We start from the raw sequence: 16,608 nt of genomic DNA on the forward strand, positions 1-16,608 counted from the left end.
GACGGCGCTCCGGCTCAGGAGGCGTACCCGAGGACGAGCGCGCCGACCACCGGTGCGGCGTAGACCAGCGGGAACGGGATGTGCGCGTACCAGCGTGCCCGCGCCACGGTGACGGCGGCCCCGAGGAAGTAGACGACCAGCCCGATCCCGGCCAGCACTCCGATCACCGGCACGAACAGCCCGGCCACCAGCCCCACGGCCCCGGCCGCCTTGGCCACGCCGAGCAGCGTCCACCACGACTGCGGCACCCGGTAGTCGGTGAGCGCCTTGACGATCCACTGGGCCCGCAGCAGCAGCACGGCGCCGGAGAAACCGGCCATCAGCGCGGCGAGCAGGGTGACGACGATCTGAGCGGTACGCATGAGAGGCTCCCATCGAGCATCGAGCGGTCGAAGAAGTGCGGACACCTCCCTGAACCCCGAGCCCGCGCCCATGTGACAGGAACCCGGAAAAAATCTTGAACGTCCCCGAACCCCACCACCGGCTCCTCGCCGACGTCGTCACCGCAGGCGGCCCGTACGGGCTGGTGCTCGCCGGTGGATATGCCCTGCAGGCGCACGGTCTGGTGCACCGCCCGCACGCGAACCTCGACTTCGCCACGGAGAGCGCCGAGGGCATGGACCGGATCGCCGCCGCTGTCGGCGCCACCCTGGAGGCCCGCGGCCGGCAGGTCCGGGTGGGTACGAGCACCGCGCTCACCGCCCAGCTGACCGTCACCGACCCACCGACCGGCAAGCCGTGCGCCCTCGCCCTGCACAAGGAGGCCTTCTGGCAGCCGCCCGAGCTCACCGAGTACGGGCCGGCGCTCTCCCTGGAGGATGCCGTCGGTACGAAGATCCGGGCGCTGTACGACCGGGGCGCGGCCGTCGATCTGATCGACGCGCGGGCCGCCGCGGCCCGGTTCCCCCTGCCCGGCCTGGAGGAACTGGGCCGCAGGCACGCCCACGACCCGTTCGACCTGCCCACCCTGCAGTCCCGGCTGACCGGTACGGACTTCTACGCCGACCGGGACTTCTTCCGGTACGGCCTGGACGAGGCCGCGGTCGGCGCGCTGCGCGCCTGGGCCCAGCGGTGGTCCGACGACATCGCCGAACGGCTGCTGGAGGACGGCGCGTCCCCGGACACCGAGACCGACGAGCAGGGTGGGTAGGGACGGAAGCTGTCACCGGGCCCGGAGACGGCTGTGCGCGCCGATCGTCAAGAGCGGGTCAGGACGGATCGGCGCGCACGGCGGGGCTCTGCTACTTCGGCTGCGGCTTCCTGATGTTCAGGTGCAGCTCGCGCAGGCGGGCCTCGTCCAGCTCGGTCGGGGCGCCCATCATCAGGTCCTGGGCGTTGCCGTTGAGCGGGAAGGCGATCGTCTCGCGGATGTTGGGCTCGTCCGCGAGGAGCATGACGATACGGTCCACGCCGGGGGCGATGCCGCCGTGCGGCGGGGCGCCGAAGCGGAACGCGCGGAGCATGCCCGCGAACTTCTCCTCGACGGTCTCGCGGTCGTAGCCCGCGATCTCGAAGGCCTTGAGCATGATCTCCGGCTCGTGGTTCCGGATCGCGCCGGAGGACAGCTCGACACCGTTGCAGACGATGTCGTACTGCCAGCCCAGGATGTCCAGCGGGTCCTGGGTCTGAAGGGCCTCAAGGCCGCCCTGCGGCATGGAGAAGGGGTTGTGCGAGAAGTCGATCGAGCCGGTCTCCTCGTCCTTCTCGTACATCGGGAAGTCGACGATCCAGCAGAAGCGGAAGACGCCCTCCTCGAAGTGGCCGGCCCTGCGAGCGGCCTCCACCCGGACCGCGCCCATGATCTTGGAGACCTCGTCGAACTCGCCCGCGCCGAAGAAGACCGCGTGGCCGGGGGACAGCGACAGGCGCTTGGTCAGCTCGCCGACGTTCTCCTCGGTGAGGAACTTGGCGATCGGGCCGGACAGCGCGCCGTCCTCGCCGACGCGGACCCAGGCCAGGCCCTTGGCACCGAGCGAGATCGCGAACTCGCCGAGCTGGTCGAAGAACTTGCGCGGCTGGTCCTGGACGGCCGGGACGGGCAGCGCACGCACGTGCTTGCCGGCGAACGCCTTGAACTCCGAGCCCTCGAAGACATCGGTGATGTCCACCAGCTCCAGCTTGGCGCGCAGGTCCGGCTTGTCGGAGCCGTACTTCAGCATCGCCTCGCGGAACGGGATCCGCGGGAAGGGGGAGGTGACATGGCGGCCGTTGCCGAACTCCTCGAACAACTCGGTCATGAGCTTCTCGATCGGCTGGAAGACGTCCTCCTGCTCGACGAAGCTCATCTCGACGTCGAGCTGGTAGAACTCGCCGGGCGAGCGGTCCGCGCGGGCGTCCTCGTCGCGGAAGCAGGGCGCGATCTGGAAGTAGCGGTCGAAGCCGGAGATCATCAGCAGCTGCTTGAACTGCTGCGGGGCCTGCGGGAGGGCGTAGAACTTGCCCGGGTGCACGCGGGAGGGGACCACGTAGTCACGCGCGCCCTCGGGGGAGGTGGCGGACAGGATCGGGGTCGCCATCTCGTTGAAGCCCATCGCGGCCATCTTGTGCCGGATCGCCGAGATGACCTGCGTGCGCAGGATGATGTTGCGGTGCATGCGCTCGCGGCGCAGGTCCAGGAAGCGGTACTCCAGGCGCCGCTCCTCGTTGACCCCGTCCTCGGCGTTGATCGTGAACGGCAGCGGCGCGGCGGCGCCCAGCAGCTCGACCTCGGCCACCTCGACCTCGATCTCGCCGGTGGGCAGGTCGGGGTTGATGTTGTCGGTTCCACGTGAAACAACGCGGCCGTCGACGCGGACCGTGGACTCCTTGGAGATCTTGTCCAGGGCCTCGTACGCGGGCGTGCCGGGGCGGGCGACCAGCTGGGTGATGCCGTAGTGATCGCGCAGATCGATGAAGAGGATGCCGCCCAGGTCGCGCCGATTGTGCAGCCAGCCACTCAGCCGGACGTCGGTGCCGACGTCAGAGGCGCGGAGCTGGCCGCAGGTGTGGGACCTGTACCGATGCATCGTCGTTCATCCAGTCTTTGCGGATCGGGTGTCGCCAGGCGGGTACGGCCTAGGCCACCCCAAGGGTACCGGGCACCCCAAGATCGCCTCCCCATCCTTTTCCCGTGCCCCGCGCTGGAGGATCCTCCGAGCCCCAGGGGCCGGTCTCCTCCTTTCCTACGGTGGCAGCTATCGGTCAGATCTTCCTAAAGTGGGCGAATGCGTACTGGCGAGCCCCTCCCATCTGTCGGGGATGTCCTCGCCGCCCTCGCGACCGGGCTGTGGCACTGGGACACGGCCGCCGGACTGGTCGACGTCGATGCGGAGGCGGCGCGGCTGCTCGGGCTGCCCGCGCAGGCGACCACCCTCACGGAGGCCCAGACCCGGGCCCGGCTGCACCCGGTCGACTGGAACGAGATCACCGGCGTGGTCCCGCTGGCCGTCGCCGAGGGCACGCTCGCCGAGGTGCGCATCCGGATCATGGACGAGCAGGGGAACGTCCTGCGCGTCGTCCGCAGCCGCTCGAAGCCCTCCTACGATCCCGAGCGGCAGGCGTACGAGCTGATCGGCACCCTCCAGGAGGTCACCGAGCCGACCCCGGGCACCCGGGCCGCCCGCAGCGCGGTCACCGGCGACTGGCGGCGCTCCCGGGAGGCGTTCTTGCTGGACGCCGGCCGGGCGCTGGCGGAGGCACGGTCCACGGCGGAGGTGCTGCGGGTGGCCGGGGGCCTGTCGATGCCGGGGTTCTCCCCGCACGGGCAGGTGGTGTTCGGGGTGGCGGGCGACCGGCTCACGATCATCGGCCAGCACGGGCACCAGCCCGAGGACATGGGCCCCTTCTCCAACATGTCGCTGACCACCGACTACCCGGCGACCGAGGTGGCCCGCACGGGCCGCGCGGTGTATCTGACCTCGCCGGCGGAGTACAAGGACCGCTACCCGGCGACCTGGCCGCTCGCCCGGCACTTCGGCCGCCGCTCGTGGGCCTTCCTGCCGCTGACGGTGGCCGGGCGCACGATGGGCGCCTGGATGGCGGCCTTCGCCTACCCGGTGGCGTTCACCCCCGACGAGCGCGCGGTCCTGAACACGGTGGCCAGGATGCTCGCCCAGGCACTCTCCCGGGCGGAGGCCGCCGAGTCGGAGCGGGAGCTGACGGAGGGCCTGCAGCGCTCCATGCTGCCCTCGCTCGGCCCGGAGATCCCCGGGATGCGGGTGGCCGCCCGGTACATCCCGACCGGCGGCGGACTCCAGGTCGGCGGCGACTGGTACGACATGATCCCGCTGCCCTCCGGCCGCGTCGCGCTGGTCCTCGGGGACGTCCAGGGCCATGACGTACGGGCCGCGGGCCTCATGGGCCAGCTGCGTATCGCCCTGCGCGCCTACGCCGCCGAGGGGCACCGCCCGGACGCCGTGCTCTCCCGCGCCTCCCGCTTTCTGCACGGCATCACGCACGGCGACCCCCATGACGGCCGCGACGGCCAAGACGGCCATGACGACCACCTGGCCGACCTCCGCTTCGCGACCTGCGTGTACATCGAGGCCGACCCGGTGACCGGGATGCTGGAGATAGCCCGTGCCGGGCACCCGCACCCGGCGATCCGGATGACCGACGGCACGGTGATGATGCGGCCGACGGCGGGCGGGCTGCCGCTGGGGATCGACCCTGACGCGGACTATCCGACGACCCGGTTCGCTCTGGAACCCGGCGAGACGCTGATGCTCTGCACCGACGGCCTGATCGAGACCGGCGGGCACGACCTGGACAGCGGCTGGCGCCGGCTGCGCGCGATCCTGGAAGATCACAGCGGGGAGAACGAGGGCGATCTGGAGTCGCTGGCCGACGCGCTGGTCCAGGGCGTGCACGGGCCGTCCTCGCACCACACCACCGGGCCGCTGGCCGACCGCCGCGAGGACGACATCGCGCTGGTGCTGCTGTTCCGGCCGCTGGAGGGCACCGCACGGCCCGCGGTCCGGCGCACCCTGCTGTCGGTGGCCCAGGACGAGCCGGACCGGATCACCGAGGCCCGTCGGCATCTGCGCGAGCTGCTGCACGACTGGGCCGACGCCGACCAGGTCGACTCCTCGGTACTGCTGGTCTCCGAGATGGTCACCAACGTCCTCGTCCACACCGACGCCGACGCGCTGCTGCTCGCCGAGGTGACCGGCGAGACGGGTGCGCGACGGCTGCGCGCGGAGGTCACCGACGCGGGCGACGACCTGCCGCACAGGCGCCGCCCCGGCGAACTGGCCTCCTCCGGCCGCGGCCTGATGCTGATCGAACTGCTCGCGGACGCCTGGGGGGTCAACCCGCGGGGCGAGGGCAAGACCATCTGGTTCGAGCTCTACGAGTCGGGCGGTGCGTCGGCCGACGGCGCGGAGGGCGCTGCGCCGGAGGACGGTCCGGCGGAGGATGATGCGTCGGAGGATGATGCGTCGGTGGCCGATGCGTCGGAGGGTGCCGCGTAACGGGTCCGCAGCTCGTGTACGACCCCGAAGGCGGCCGCGGTCAGGGGTACGGCGAGGAGCATGCCGAGGATGCCCGCGACCGACGCCCCGGCGGTGATGGCGAGCATCACCACGGCCGGGTGCATCTGCACGGTCCGGCTCTGGATGACCGGCTGGAGCACATGCCCCTCCAGCACCTGTACGGCGAGAACGACCCCCAGCGCCCACAGCGCGATGACGAAGCCGCGGTCGGCGAGGGCGACGAGGACGGCCACCGCGCCGGAGATGAAGGCGCCGAGGTAGGGGATGTAGGCGCCGACGAAGACGAGCGCGCCGAGGCCGATCGCGCCGGGCACCTGGAGGATCAGCAGGCCGACGGCGATGCACACGGCGTCGATGAGCGCGATGACGGTCGTCCCGCGCATGAACCCCTCCACCGCCTCGAAGGCGCGCCGGGCGATGGCCTCCAGGGTGTCGGCGGTGTCGCCGGGCGCGAGCGAGCGCAGGGTCTGCACGGCCCGGTGGGAGTCGCGCAGGAAGAAGAAGACGAGCAGCAGGGCGAGTACGGCCATCGCGATGCTCTCGCCGACGACGCTCACCCCGCTGATGACGTTGGACGCGGCCGTGCCGCCGAACCTGCTCAGCAGCTTGCGGGAGTTGGCGGCGAGGTCGTCCAGGCCGGCGCCGGCGGCGCCGAAGTGCGCCGAGACACCCTTGGCGGCATCCCGCAGCGAGGCGATGATCTGGTCGCCGGTGTCGATGAGGGCGGCGACGACGATGTACACGGCACCGCCGACCACGGCCAGGACGGCGACACAGGTGACCCCGGCCGCGACCGACGCCTGCACCCCGGCCCGCACGAGCCGCCGGTACATCGGCCCGAGCAGCGCGGTCCCGAGCAGCGCGAGGAGCACCGGCGTGACGGCCGTGCGGAACTCCCCGCACAGCCGCACCCCGACCCAGCCGACCCCGGCGACGAGCAGCAGCACGGCGCACCATGCGGCCAGGCGCCGGACGGGGTCGGGGAGGAGCGTCACGCGTCCAGCGCATCACGCCGCCCCCGGGCTGTCCTGCCGCGCGGGGCTGGGCGGGTGAGGCCGCCCGGCCCCGTCCGGGACCGTCAGGCCTGCGGACCGCTCCCGGTCATCCCGTGGACGGCGGGAATCGTCCCGAGCCGGCCCTTCTGGAAGTCCTCGAACGCCTGCATGAGCTCGTCCTTGGTGTTCATGACGAACGGGCCGTAGTGGGCCATGGGCTCCCGGATGGGCTGTCCGCCCAGCAGCACGACCTCCAGGTCCGGCGTGTGGGAGTCCTGCTTCTCGTCCGCGCGGACGGTCAGCGAGGACCCGGCGCCGAAGACGGCGGTCTGGCCGAGCTGGACCGGCCGGCGCTCCGTACCGACGCTGCCGCGGCCCGCGAGGACGTAGGCCAGGCCGTTGAAGTCCTCCCGCCAGGGCAGGGTGACCTCGGCGCCCGGGGCGACGGTCGCGTGGATCATCGTGATCGGGGTGTGCGTGATGCCGGGGCCCGGGTGGCCGTCCAGTTCGCCCGCGATGACCCGCAGCAGCGCACCGCCGTCCGGGGTGGTCAGCAGCTGGACGCTGCCGCCGCGGATGTCCTGGTAGCGGGGGGCCATCATCTTGTCCTTGGCCGGGAGGTTCACCCACAGCTGCAGGCCGTGGAAGAGACCGCCGGACACGACCAGGGACTCCGGCGGGGCCTCGATGTGGAGGAGGCCCGAGCCCGCCGTCATCCACTGGGTGTCGCCGTTGGTGATGGTGCCGCCACCGCCCTGGGAGTCCTGGTGGTCGAAGACTCCGTCGATGATGTAGGTGACGGTCTCGAAGCCGCGGTGCGGGTGCCAGGGGGTGCCCTTGGGCTCGCCCGGCGCGTACTCCACCTCGCCCATCTGGTCCATCATGATGAACGGGTCGAGGTAGCGGTAGTTGATCCCGGCGAACGCCCGGCGCACCGGGAAGCCCTCGCCCTCGAAACCGCTCGGTGCGGTCGTGACGGCCAGCACGGGACGCGCCACGGCGTCGGCGGGAGTGGTCACCCGGGGCAGCGTCAACGGGTTCTCGACGGTCACTGCAGGCATGGTCGGTACCTCCTTGTGCGCCCACTTTAGTTGAGCGTTGAACTTTCTGCCACCCCTAACGAAGAGAGCCCGGAGGGAATTCCCTCCGGGCTCGGGGTCGCGTGGGGCGCGCGGACTCAGCCGCCGTACATCCGGCGCATCGCGAAGTCGACCATCTGCTCGACCGCCTTCGCGTCGAACACCATCCGGTGCTCGCCCTCCATGTCCAGGACGAAGCCGTAGCCGGTGGGCAGCAGATCGATCACCTCGGCGCCGGTGATCACGAAGTACTTGGACTCCTTGCCCGCGTACCGGCGCAGCTCCTTGAGCGAGGTGAACATCGGGATCACCGGCTGCTGGGTGTTGTGCAGGGCGAGGAAGCCCGGGGTGTCGCCGCGTGGGCAGTAGACCTTCGACGTGGCGAAGATCTGCTGGAAGTCCTCGGCGGACATCTGCCCGGTGGTGAAGGCGCGCACCGCGTCCGCGAGAGAGGGCGGGGACGGCTCCGGGTACAGCGGCGCCTGCTGGCCGTACCCGCCGACACCGCCCGGCATCTGCTGCTGCGACGAGGCGTACTGCTGCTGAGCGCCGCCGCCGTCCATGGGCTGGCCGTATCCGTACATGCGCGCAAGCGTACCGAGCGAGAGCCGCACCGTGGCGAGCGCGAAAAACTAAGGAGAGGAGTAGACCCTTCTCACACTCGGCCGATAGGGGTTGCTTCTTATTACCGACGGGTAGCATCATCGTAGCTACTTGTTGGTACGTGAACTAGGTGCGAGGAGTCAGTGCCTCGCCGATCCCTCTACGGAGCCGTGGCCATGGGGCACTACAAGTCGAATCTCCGCGACATCGAGTTCAACCTCTTCGAAGTACTGGGGCGCGACAAGGTGTACGGCACCGGCCCGTTCGAGGAGATGGACGTCGACACCGCGAAGAGCATCCTGGAGGAGATGACCCGCCTCTCGGAGAACGAGCTGGCCGAGTCCTTCGCCGACGCCGACCGCAACCCGCCGGTCTTCGACCCGGAGACCAACACCGCGCCGGTCCCGGCGTCCTTCAAGAAGAGCTACCAGGCCTTCATGGACTCCGAGTACTGGCGGCTCGGCCTGCCCGAGGAGATCGGCGGCACCACCTCGCCGCGCTCCCTGATCTGGGCCTACGCCGAGCTGATCCTGGGCGCCAACCCGGCCGTGTGGATGTACTCCTCGGGCCCGGCGTTCGCCGGCATCCTCTTCGAGGAGGGCAACGAGGTCCAGAAGCACATCGCCAAGATCGCCGTGGAGAAGACCTGGGGCTCCACCATGGTGCTCACCGAGCCCGACGCGGGCTCCGACGTGGGCGCCGGCCGCACCAAGGCGATCCAGCAGGAGGACGGCTCCTGGCATATCGAGGGCGTGAAGCGCTTCATCACCTCCGGTGAGCACGACATGGAGGAGAACATCCTCCACTACGTGCTCGCGCGTCCCGAGGGTGCCGGTCCGGGCACCAAGGGCCTGTCCCTCTTCCTCGTCCCGAAGTACCTCTTCGACTTCGAGACCGGCGAGCTGGGCGAGCGCAACGGCGTCTACGCCACCAACGTCGAGCACAAGATGGGCCTGAAGGCCTCCAACACCTGCGAGATGACCTTCGGCGACCAGCACCCCGCCAAGGGCTGGCTCATCGGTGACAAGCACGACGGCATCCGCCAGATGTTCCGCATCATCGAGTTCGCCCGCATGATGGTCGGCACGAAGGCGATCTCCACGCTGTCCACCGGCTACCTGAACGCGCTGGAGTACGCCAAGGAGCGCGTCCAGGGCCCCGACCTGGCGAACTTCATGGACAAGACCGCGCCCAAGGTCACCATCACCCACCACCCGGACGTCCGCCGCTCGCTGATGACGCAGAAGGCGTACGCGGAGGGCATGCGCGCCCTGGTGCTCTACACCGCCTCCATCCAGGACGAGATCCAGGTCAAGGAGGCCGCGGGCGAGGACGTCAAGGCGCTGGAGGCCCTGAACGACCTGCTGCTGCCGATCGTCAAGGGCTACGGCTCCGAGAAGGGCTACGAGCAGCTCGCCCAGTCGCTGCAGACCTTCGGCGGCTCCGGCTTCCTGCAGGAGTACCCGATCGAGCAGTACATCCGGGACTCCAAGATCGACACCCTGTACGAGGGCACCACGGCGATCCAGGGCCAGGACTTCTTCTTCCGGAAGATCGTCCGCAACCAGGGCGCCGCGCTGAACTCCCTCGCCGAGGACATCAAGAAGTTCCTGGCGCTCGGCACCGGCGGCGAGGAGCTGGCCGGCGCCCGTGAGCACCTGGCCAAGGCGGCCGTGGAGCTGGAGGCGATCGTCGGCCTGATGCTGACCGACCTCGCCGCCACCGAGCAGGACACCAAGAACATCTACAAGGTGGGCCTGAACACCACCCGCCTGCTCATGGCCTCCGGTGACGTCGTCGTCGGCTACCTGCTGCTGAAGGGCGCCGCGATCGCCGCCGAGAAGCTGGCCTCGGCCTCCGCCAAGGACCAGGCGTTCTACACCGGCAAGATCGCCGCGGCGAAGTTCTTCGCGGCGAACGTCCTGCCGGGCGTCACCTTCGCCCGCAAGGTCGCCTCCGGTGTCGAGCTGGACCTGATGGAGCTGGACGAGGCCGCGTTCTGATCCCGTAGGTCCGGTCGCGCGGGCCCGCTCCCCCGATGAGGGGGAGCGGGCCCGCGCCCGTCGTTAAGGTGAACCCATGAGCGCACCCGCTGCCCGCTTCGACCGCGGCCACACCGACGACCTGATGTCCTTCCTGGCGGCCAGTCCGTCGCCGTACCACGCGGTGGAGAACGCCGCCGAGCGGCTGGAGAAGGCGGGCTTCCGGCAGGTCGCGGAGACGGACGCCTGGGACTCTTCGAGCGGCGGCAAGTACGTGCTGCGCGGCGGCGCGATCATCGCCTGGTACGTCCCCGAGGGCGCCGAGGCGCACACGCCGTTCCACATCGTCGGCGCGCACACCGACTCCCCCAACCTGCGGATCAAGCCGCGGCCGGACAGCGGCGGCCACGGCTGGCGTCAGGTCGCCGTCGAGATCTACGGCGGCCCGCTGATGAACTCCTGGCTGGACCGTGACCTGGGCCTGGCCGGCCGGCTGAGCCTGCGCGACGGCTCCACGGCCCTGGTCAACGTGGACCGGCCGCTGCTGCGCGTGCCCCAACTCGCCATCCACCTGGACCGTTCGGTGAGCACCGAGGGGCTCAAGCTCGACAAGCAGCGTCATCTGCAGCCGATCTGGGGCCTCGGCGACGATGTGCGCGACGGCGATCTGATCGCCTTCCTGGAGCAGGAGGCGGGACTCGCGGCCGGCTCGGTCACCGGCTGGGACCTGATGACCCATCCGGTGGAGGCCCCGGCCTACCTCGGCCGGGACCGGGAGCTGCTCGCCGGGCCGCGCATGGACAACCTGCTGTCGGTGCACGCGGGCACGGCCGCGCTGGCCGCCGTCGCGACCTCGGGCACCCCGCTCACCCGCATCCCCGTGCTGGCCGCCTTCGACCACGAGGAGAACGGCTCCCAGTCGGACACCGGCGCGGACGGCCCGCTGCTCGGGACGGTGCTGGAGCGCTCGGTCTTCGCACGCGGCGGGTCGTACGAGGACCGGGCCCGGGCCTTCGCCGGCACGGTGTGCCTGTCCTCCGACACGGGCCACGCCGTCCACCCCAACTACGCGGAGCGGCACGACCCGACGCACCACCCGCGGGTCAACGGCGGCCCGATCCTCAAGGTCAACGTCAACAACCGCTATGCCACGGACGGTTCGGGCCGCGCGGTGTTCGCCGCCGCCTGCGAGAAGGCGGACGTGCCGTACCAGACCTTCGTCTCCAACAACTCCATGCCGTGCGGCACGACGATCGGCCCCATCACCGCCGCCCGCCACGGCATCCGGACCGTGGACATCGGCGTCGCGATCCTCTCGATGCACAGCGTGCGCGAACTGTGCGGCGCCGACGACCCGTTCCTGCTGGCGAACGCCCTGACGGCCTTTCTGGAGGGCTAGCCAGGACCTCGCCGGGTACCCGGCCGGGGCCGGAGATTCCGGCACCGGAAGGGGAGGCGAGGGCTCATGGGGCTCGGCGGATGCATCATCCTCATCGCCGTGGGGGCCATCCTCACGTTCGCGACCGACTGGCACATGCGCGGCGTCAACCTCGACGTCGTCGGCGTGATCCTGATGGCCGTGGGCCTGATCGGCGTCGCGACGTTCAGCGGAATCGCGCGGCGCCGACGGGTCGTTGTCCCGCCCACACCGGTGGTGGAGGAGGACCCGCGCCACCACCACTACCGCGACGACGGCTACACCGACGGCTATGGCGTGTAGCCGCCCCCTACTGCTGCTCGTCCATGCCCGCGAGGACGAGCGGCAGGCGGTCCGTCGCGCCCTCGGTGAGGCGGACCGGGACGCCCCAGTCCTGCTGGTGGACGTGGCAGGCGGGGTAGGGGTTGGAAGGGTCGTCGTCGCAGGAGGCGGCCATCGCGGAGACGTGCAGGACGCCCTCCGTGACCTCGGGGTTCAGCTCCAGGTCGCGGCCGAGGTCTGTGTCCGCTCCCTCGCCCTTGAGCAGCAGCTCGGGCGGGGTCGAGGAGACCAGTAGACGGGTCGAGGGGCCGTAGCGCGTGTCCAGCTTCTGGCCGGCGGGGGCCTGGAAGATCACGTCCAGGCGGAGGCGGCCGGGGGCGACCTGCGTGGCCGCGCGCCGGGTGCGGTGGGCGACCGACTCCACCCGCACCGCCTCCTCGGGCAGCCGCAGCCGGGTCAGCCGGTGCCGGGCCGACTCGACCACCACGATGTCCTCGCCGACGAGGACGGCGTCACTGGGCTCGCGCAGGTCGGTGGCGAGGGTGGTGACCTCGCCGGTGGCCGGGTCGTAGCGGCGCAGGGCGTGGTTGTAGGTGTCGGCGATCGCCACCGAGCCGTCCGGCAGGGCGGTGACCCCGAGCGGGTGCTGGAGCAGGGCCTGGCCGGCGGCGCCGTCGCGGTGGCCGAAGTCGAACAGACCGGTGCCGACCGCCGTGTGCACGTCTCCGTCGAGGTCCACCCAACGCAGGGCGGACGTCTCGGAGTCGGCCAGCCAGAGTCGCTCGGCGGTGGCCGCGAGGCCGGAGGGCTGGGCGAACCAGGCCTCGGCGCCGGGGCCGTCGACCAGGCCCTCGTTGGTGGTGCCGGCCGCCACGGCGACCGTGTCCGCCGCGGGGTCGTACGTCCACAGCTGGTGGACGCCCGCCATGGCGATCCACACCTTGCCGCCGAAGACCGCCACGTCCCAGGGGGAGGAGAGGTCGACCTCGCGGGCGGGGCCCCGGGTCGCGGACCCCTGCCACCACTGCTTCCCGGTGCCGGCCAGGGTGGTCACCTCGCCGGAGACCAGGTCCAGGCGGCGCAGGGCGTGGTTGACGGTGTCGGCCACGACCACCGAGCCGTCGTCGAGCAGGGCGAGGCCCTGGGGTTCGCTGAAGGAGGCCTGCTCCGGGCCGCCGTCCGCGAACGCGCGCGTGCCGGAGCCGATGCGCCGTACGACGGTCTCGGCGTCCTCGGCCAGCTCCACCAGCTGGTGCCGGGTGGTGTCGCTGACCAGGAAGTGCCCCGACGGCAGCAGCAGCGCCTTGCCGGGGAAGCGGAGGGTCGTCGGCCCGGGCTCCGGCGGCACATACGGACCGTCGCCGCGGCGCAGGGTGCCCTTCGCCTCGTGCTCGGCCTCCAGCTGCTCCACCAGCCGCTCGATGGCGTGCGCGTGGCCCTCGCCCGCGTGCTGGGCGACGACGTACCCCTCGGGGTCGATCACGACCAGCGTCGGCCACGCGCGCACCGCGTACTGCTTCCAGGTGGCGAGCTCGGGGTCGTCCAGCACCGGGTGCTCCACGCCGTAGCGCTCCACCGCGTCGACGACCGCCTGGTGCTCGGCCTCGTGCACGAACTTCGGCGAGTGCACGCCGATGACCACCACCGTGTCCCGGTGCTTCTCCTCCAGCTCGCGCAGCTCGTCCAGGACGTGCAGGCAGTTCACGCAACAAAATGTCCAGAAATCAACGATTACGATGCGTCCTCGGAGCCCGGCGAGCCCGAGCTCCTTGTCACCCGTGTTGATCCAGCCGCCCCTGCCGATCAGTTCGGGAGCGCGGACACGTGCATGCTTTGCCATGACCTCAGCCAACCACAGCCGAATCCGGGCTATTCCGCGAATCCTCTGCGAGTGACGTCCTTGCCTTTACCGCAGGGCGTGGCCGGTGGTGGCGTCCACGTGGTCCGGTACCTCCTCGTGCCGGTCGCCGACCGTGACGGTGCCGGTGGGCTCGAAGACGAGGATCGCGGTGGGCACGGGCGCGTACGGCTTGTGCTCGATGCCGCGCGGGACGGTGAAGACGGAGCCCTTGGCGAGCACGACCGTGCGCTCTCCCGCCGGTTCGCGCAGACCGATGTGCAGTTCGCCGTCGAGGACCAGGAAGAACTCGTCGGTGTGGTCGTGGACGTGCCAGATGTGCTCGCCCTCCACCTTCGCCACGCGGACGTCGTAGTCGTTGACGGCGGTGACGATGCGGGGGCTCCACCGCTCGGTGAAGGAGGCGAGGGCGGATTCCAGGGAGATCGGTTCCATGCGTTCATCGTCCGGGCCGCCGCAGCGCGCGACGAGTGCTAGGAATAGCACATGCCGCAAGGATCCTCTCACCGCGTCGTGCTGGTGGTCGACGAGAACTCCAACCCCTTCGAGATGGCCTGCGCCATCGAGATCTTCGGGCTGCGACGGCCCGAACTGGGGCGGGACCTGTACGACTTCCGGCTGTGCGCCGCCGATCCGCTGACCCGGATGCGGGACGGTTTCTTCACCCTCACCGGGGTCGCCGGCCTGGAGGCCGCCGAGGAGGCCGACACGCTGATCGTGCCGAACCGGCCCGACACCGAGGTCCCGCGCGCGGAGCGCGTCCTGGACGTCGTGCGCCGGGCACACACGCGTGGCGCCCGGCTCGTCGGTTTCTGCTCCGGCGCGTTCTCCATCGCGGAAGCGGGGCTGCTGGACGGGCGGCGGGCGGCCTGCCACTGGATGTGGGCCGAGGCGTTCCGCGGCCGCTTCCCCCAGGTGTGCCTGGAGCCGGACGTGCTCTTCGTGGACGACGGCGACATCCTGACCGCCTCCGGGAGCGCCTCGGCGCTCGACCTGGGCCTGCACATCGTGCGCCGGGACCACGGCGCGGAGATCGCCAACCACGTCTCCCGGCGCCTGGTGTTCGCCGCCCACCGCGACGGCGGCCAGCGGCAGTTCGTCGAGCGCCCGGTGCCCGACGTGCCCGACGAGTCGCTCGGCCCGCTGCTGGCCTGGGCTCAGGAGCGGCTGGGCGAGCCGCTGACGGTGGCGGACCTCGCCGCCCGCGCGGCCGTCAGCCCCGCCACGCTGCACCGCCGCTTCCGCGCCCAGCTGGGGACGACCCCGCTGGCCTGGCTCACCGGGGAGCGGGTGGCGCTGGCCTGCCGGCTGATCGAGCGAGGCGAGGAGCGGCTGGACGTCGTCGCGGCCCGCAGCGGCCTGGGCACGGCGGCCAATCTGCGGGCCCGGCTGCGCCGGGAGACGGGGCTGAGCCCCTCGGACTACCGCAGGCGCTTCGGGCCGCGGCCGCCCTCGTCCGGCTCCGTGATGATCCCGCCGCGACGGGGAACGGTAACCGCATGAGACTCCTCGTACGCGATCGGCTCCTCGGTATCGGTGACGACTACTGGATCGAGGACGAGCACGGCCGGAAGGTGTTCCTCGTCGACGGCAAGGCGATGCGGCTGCGGGACACCTTCCAGCTGAAGGACGCCCACGGGCGCGTGCTGATCGACATCCACCAGAAGATGTTCGCCCTGCGCGACACCATGGTGATCGAGCGGGACGGCGAGGGCCTGGCCACCATCAGGCGCAAGCGGCTGTCCCTGCTGCGCAACCACTACCGGGTGTCCCTGGCCGACGGCACCGAACTGGACGTCAGCGGGAGGATCCTCGACCACGAGTTCGCCATCGAGTACGACGGCGAACTGCTCGCGGTGATCTCCCGCCGCTGGCTGCACCTGCGGGACACCTACGGCGTCGACATCGTGCGCGAGGACGCGGACCCGGCGCTGCTCATCGCGGTGGCGGTGTGCGTGATCCACCTGGCGCAGAAGGAGCGCGAGGACGACTGAAGGGGGGATGCCTGAAGGGAGGACGGCTGAAGGGGAGCCCCACCAGGGCTCACTAGCGCCGCGGCGGCTCCAGGCCCAGCACGCGGTCCTTCAGCGCCGGGAACTGCTCCCGGGTGGCCGCCACCTTCGCCGGGTCGAAGTCGACGGTGAGGATCTCCTCGTCCGCGCCCGCCTCGGCCAGCACCTCGCCCCACGGATCCACCACGATCGAGTGACCCGCCTGCGGAACTCCCGCATGGGTCCCGGCCGTTCCACAGGCGAGCACGAACGCCTGGTTCTCCACCGCCCGCGCCTGAGCCAGCAGCGTCCAGTGCGCACGGCGCCGCTCGGGCCAGCCCGCCGGGATCACCAAGGTCTCGGCGCCGGCGGCGACCAGTCCGCGGAAGAGTTCGGGGAAACGGAGGTCGTAGCAGGTGGCCACGCCGAGCGTGGTCCCGGGCAGCCGGACCGTCACTAGGTCCCGCCCGGCGCCCATCAGCACGGCCTCGCCCTGGTCGAAGCCGAAGCGATGGATCTTGCGGTAGGCGGCGGCCAGCTCACCGGAAGGGGAGAAGACGAGAGAGGTGTTGTAGAGGGGCCCCTCGGGATCACGCTCGGGAATCGACCCCGCGTGCAGCCACACACCGGCGTCGCTCGCGGCCTTGGCCATCGTCTCGTACGTCGGCCCTTCCAGCGGCTCGGCCTCAGGGCCGAACTCCTCGTACGCGAAGGCTCCGGTGGTCCACAGTTCGGGCAGGACCACGAGGTCGGCCCCGGCCTGCTCGCGGACCAGCGCTGCCACCCGCTGCCGCCGGGAGTCGACCGATTCGTCCTCGTTCACGGCGATCTGGATCAGCGAGGCGCGCACACTACCACCGTCCTGGAATTCGAGTCGTCCACACAGGCCTACGATCGTCACACGAAAGCACTGCCGGGGTGCCTGAAGGC

Annotated in this window: 14 protein-coding genes and 1 pseudogene; 7 read left to right on the forward strand and 8 right to left on the reverse strand. The window is 71.0% G+C overall.

All coding sequences use genetic code 11. The annotated features are described in order from the left end of the window. Nucleotides 1-14 precede the first annotated feature (14 nt). Nucleotides 15-362, reverse strand: coding sequence for a DoxX family protein (locus tag ACWC0C_RS22365; RefSeq protein WP_450865371.1), 348 nt, complete (start codon nucleotides 360-362; stop codon nucleotides 15-17). A gap of 95 nt (nucleotides 363-457) precedes the next feature. Here ACWC0C_RS22365 and ACWC0C_RS22370 point away from each other — a divergent pair, with 95 nt between their 5' ends. Then, the gene (locus tag ACWC0C_RS22370; RefSeq protein WP_450865372.1) at nucleotides 458-1,150 is read left to right on the forward strand and encodes a nucleotidyl transferase AbiEii/AbiGii toxin family protein; all 693 of its coding nucleotides are present in this window, start codon (nucleotides 458-460) and stop codon (nucleotides 1,148-1,150) included. A gap of 91 nt (nucleotides 1,151-1,241) precedes the next feature. Here the strand turns inward: ACWC0C_RS22370 and aspS are convergent, their stop codons facing one another. Then, nucleotides 1,242-3,005: an aspartate--tRNA ligase gene (gene aspS, locus ACWC0C_RS22375; RefSeq protein ID WP_450865373.1), complete on the reverse strand. Its 1,764-nt coding sequence runs from the start codon at nucleotides 3,003-3,005 to the stop codon at nucleotides 1,242-1,244. A gap of 198 nt (nucleotides 3,006-3,203) precedes the next feature. Here aspS and ACWC0C_RS22380 point away from each other — a divergent pair. Beyond that, nucleotides 3,204-5,369: pseudogene (locus ACWC0C_RS22380) on the forward strand (SpoIIE family protein phosphatase); the annotation flags it as partial. Here ACWC0C_RS22380 and ACWC0C_RS22385 read toward each other — a convergent pair. The 3 genes from ACWC0C_RS22385 to ACWC0C_RS22395 form a co-directional block, all read right to left on the reverse strand. Further along, the gene (locus tag ACWC0C_RS22385) at nucleotides 5,327-6,466 is read right to left on the reverse strand and encodes an AI-2E family transporter (protein ID WP_450865374.1); all 1,140 of its coding nucleotides are present in this window, start codon (nucleotides 6,464-6,466) and stop codon (nucleotides 5,327-5,329) included. The pseudogene ACWC0C_RS22380 and the gene ACWC0C_RS22385 overlap by 43 nt on opposite strands. Nucleotides 6,467-6,549: 83 nt before the next feature. Then, nucleotides 6,550-7,527 carry a pirin family protein gene (locus ACWC0C_RS22390; RefSeq protein ID WP_449200230.1) on the reverse strand — a complete coding sequence of 326 codons (978 nt, stop codon included), beginning with the start codon at nucleotides 7,525-7,527 and terminating at the stop codon, nucleotides 6,550-6,552. Nucleotides 7,528-7,643: 116 nt separating this feature from the next. Further along, on the reverse strand, nucleotides 7,644-8,129 hold the full coding sequence (locus ACWC0C_RS22395; protein WP_449200229.1) for an SseB family protein: 486 nt from the start codon (nucleotides 8,127-8,129) through the stop codon (nucleotides 7,644-7,646). Between the two features lie 195 nt (nucleotides 8,130-8,324). On the opposite strand from ACWC0C_RS22395, the gene ACWC0C_RS22400 reads away from it, so the two are divergent. From ACWC0C_RS22400 to ACWC0C_RS22410, 3 genes are all read left to right on the forward strand, one after another. Continuing rightward, on the forward strand, nucleotides 8,325-10,151 hold the full coding sequence (locus tag ACWC0C_RS22400) for an acyl-CoA dehydrogenase (RefSeq protein ID WP_449200306.1): 1,827 nt from the start codon (nucleotides 8,325-8,327) through the stop codon (nucleotides 10,149-10,151). 76 nt (nucleotides 10,152-10,227) lie between these two features. After that, complete coding sequence (locus ACWC0C_RS22405) at nucleotides 10,228-11,529, forward strand: M18 family aminopeptidase (protein ID WP_449194869.1); 1,302 nt, start codon at nucleotides 10,228-10,230, stop codon at nucleotides 11,527-11,529. Nucleotides 11,530-11,595: 66 nt separating this feature from the next. Next, nucleotides 11,596-11,850: a DUF6458 family protein gene (locus tag ACWC0C_RS22410; RefSeq protein ID WP_449194870.1), complete on the forward strand. Its 255-nt coding sequence runs from the start codon at nucleotides 11,596-11,598 to the stop codon at nucleotides 11,848-11,850. A gap of 7 nt (nucleotides 11,851-11,857) precedes the next feature. Here the strand turns inward: ACWC0C_RS22410 and ACWC0C_RS22415 are convergent, their stop codons facing one another. Next, the gene (locus ACWC0C_RS22415; protein WP_450865375.1) at nucleotides 11,858-13,669 is read right to left on the reverse strand and encodes an NHL domain-containing thioredoxin family protein; all 1,812 of its coding nucleotides are present in this window, start codon (nucleotides 13,667-13,669) and stop codon (nucleotides 11,858-11,860) included. A gap of 66 nt (nucleotides 13,670-13,735) precedes the next feature. Continuing rightward, entirely contained in the window at nucleotides 13,736-14,122 is a 387-nt protein-coding gene (locus ACWC0C_RS22420; RefSeq protein WP_450865376.1) for a cupin domain-containing protein, read from the reverse strand. A 51-nt stretch (nucleotides 14,123-14,173) separates the two neighbouring features. On the opposite strand from ACWC0C_RS22420, the gene ACWC0C_RS22425 reads away from it, so the two are divergent. Together ACWC0C_RS22425 and ACWC0C_RS22430 are read left to right on the forward strand one after the other, a co-directional pair. After that, on the forward strand, nucleotides 14,174-15,190 hold the full coding sequence (locus ACWC0C_RS22425; protein ID WP_450865377.1) for a GlxA family transcriptional regulator: 1,017 nt from the start codon (nucleotides 14,174-14,176) through the stop codon (nucleotides 15,188-15,190). Beyond that, a complete protein-coding gene (locus ACWC0C_RS22430; protein WP_450865378.1) occupies nucleotides 15,187-15,681 on the forward strand; it encodes an LURP-one-related/scramblase family protein in 495 nt (164 codons plus the stop codon). Before ACWC0C_RS22425 ends, ACWC0C_RS22430 begins: the two co-directional genes overlap by 4 nt. A gap of 52 nt (nucleotides 15,682-15,733) precedes the next feature. On the opposite strand, the gene ACWC0C_RS22435 is transcribed toward ACWC0C_RS22430, so the two are convergent. Continuing rightward, entirely contained in the window at nucleotides 15,734-16,528 is a 795-nt protein-coding gene (locus tag ACWC0C_RS22435) for a carbon-nitrogen family hydrolase (protein WP_449194875.1), read from the reverse strand. Nucleotides 16,529-16,608 lie beyond the last annotated feature (80 nt).

The organism is Streptomyces sp. NPDC001709 (assembly GCF_053596375.1).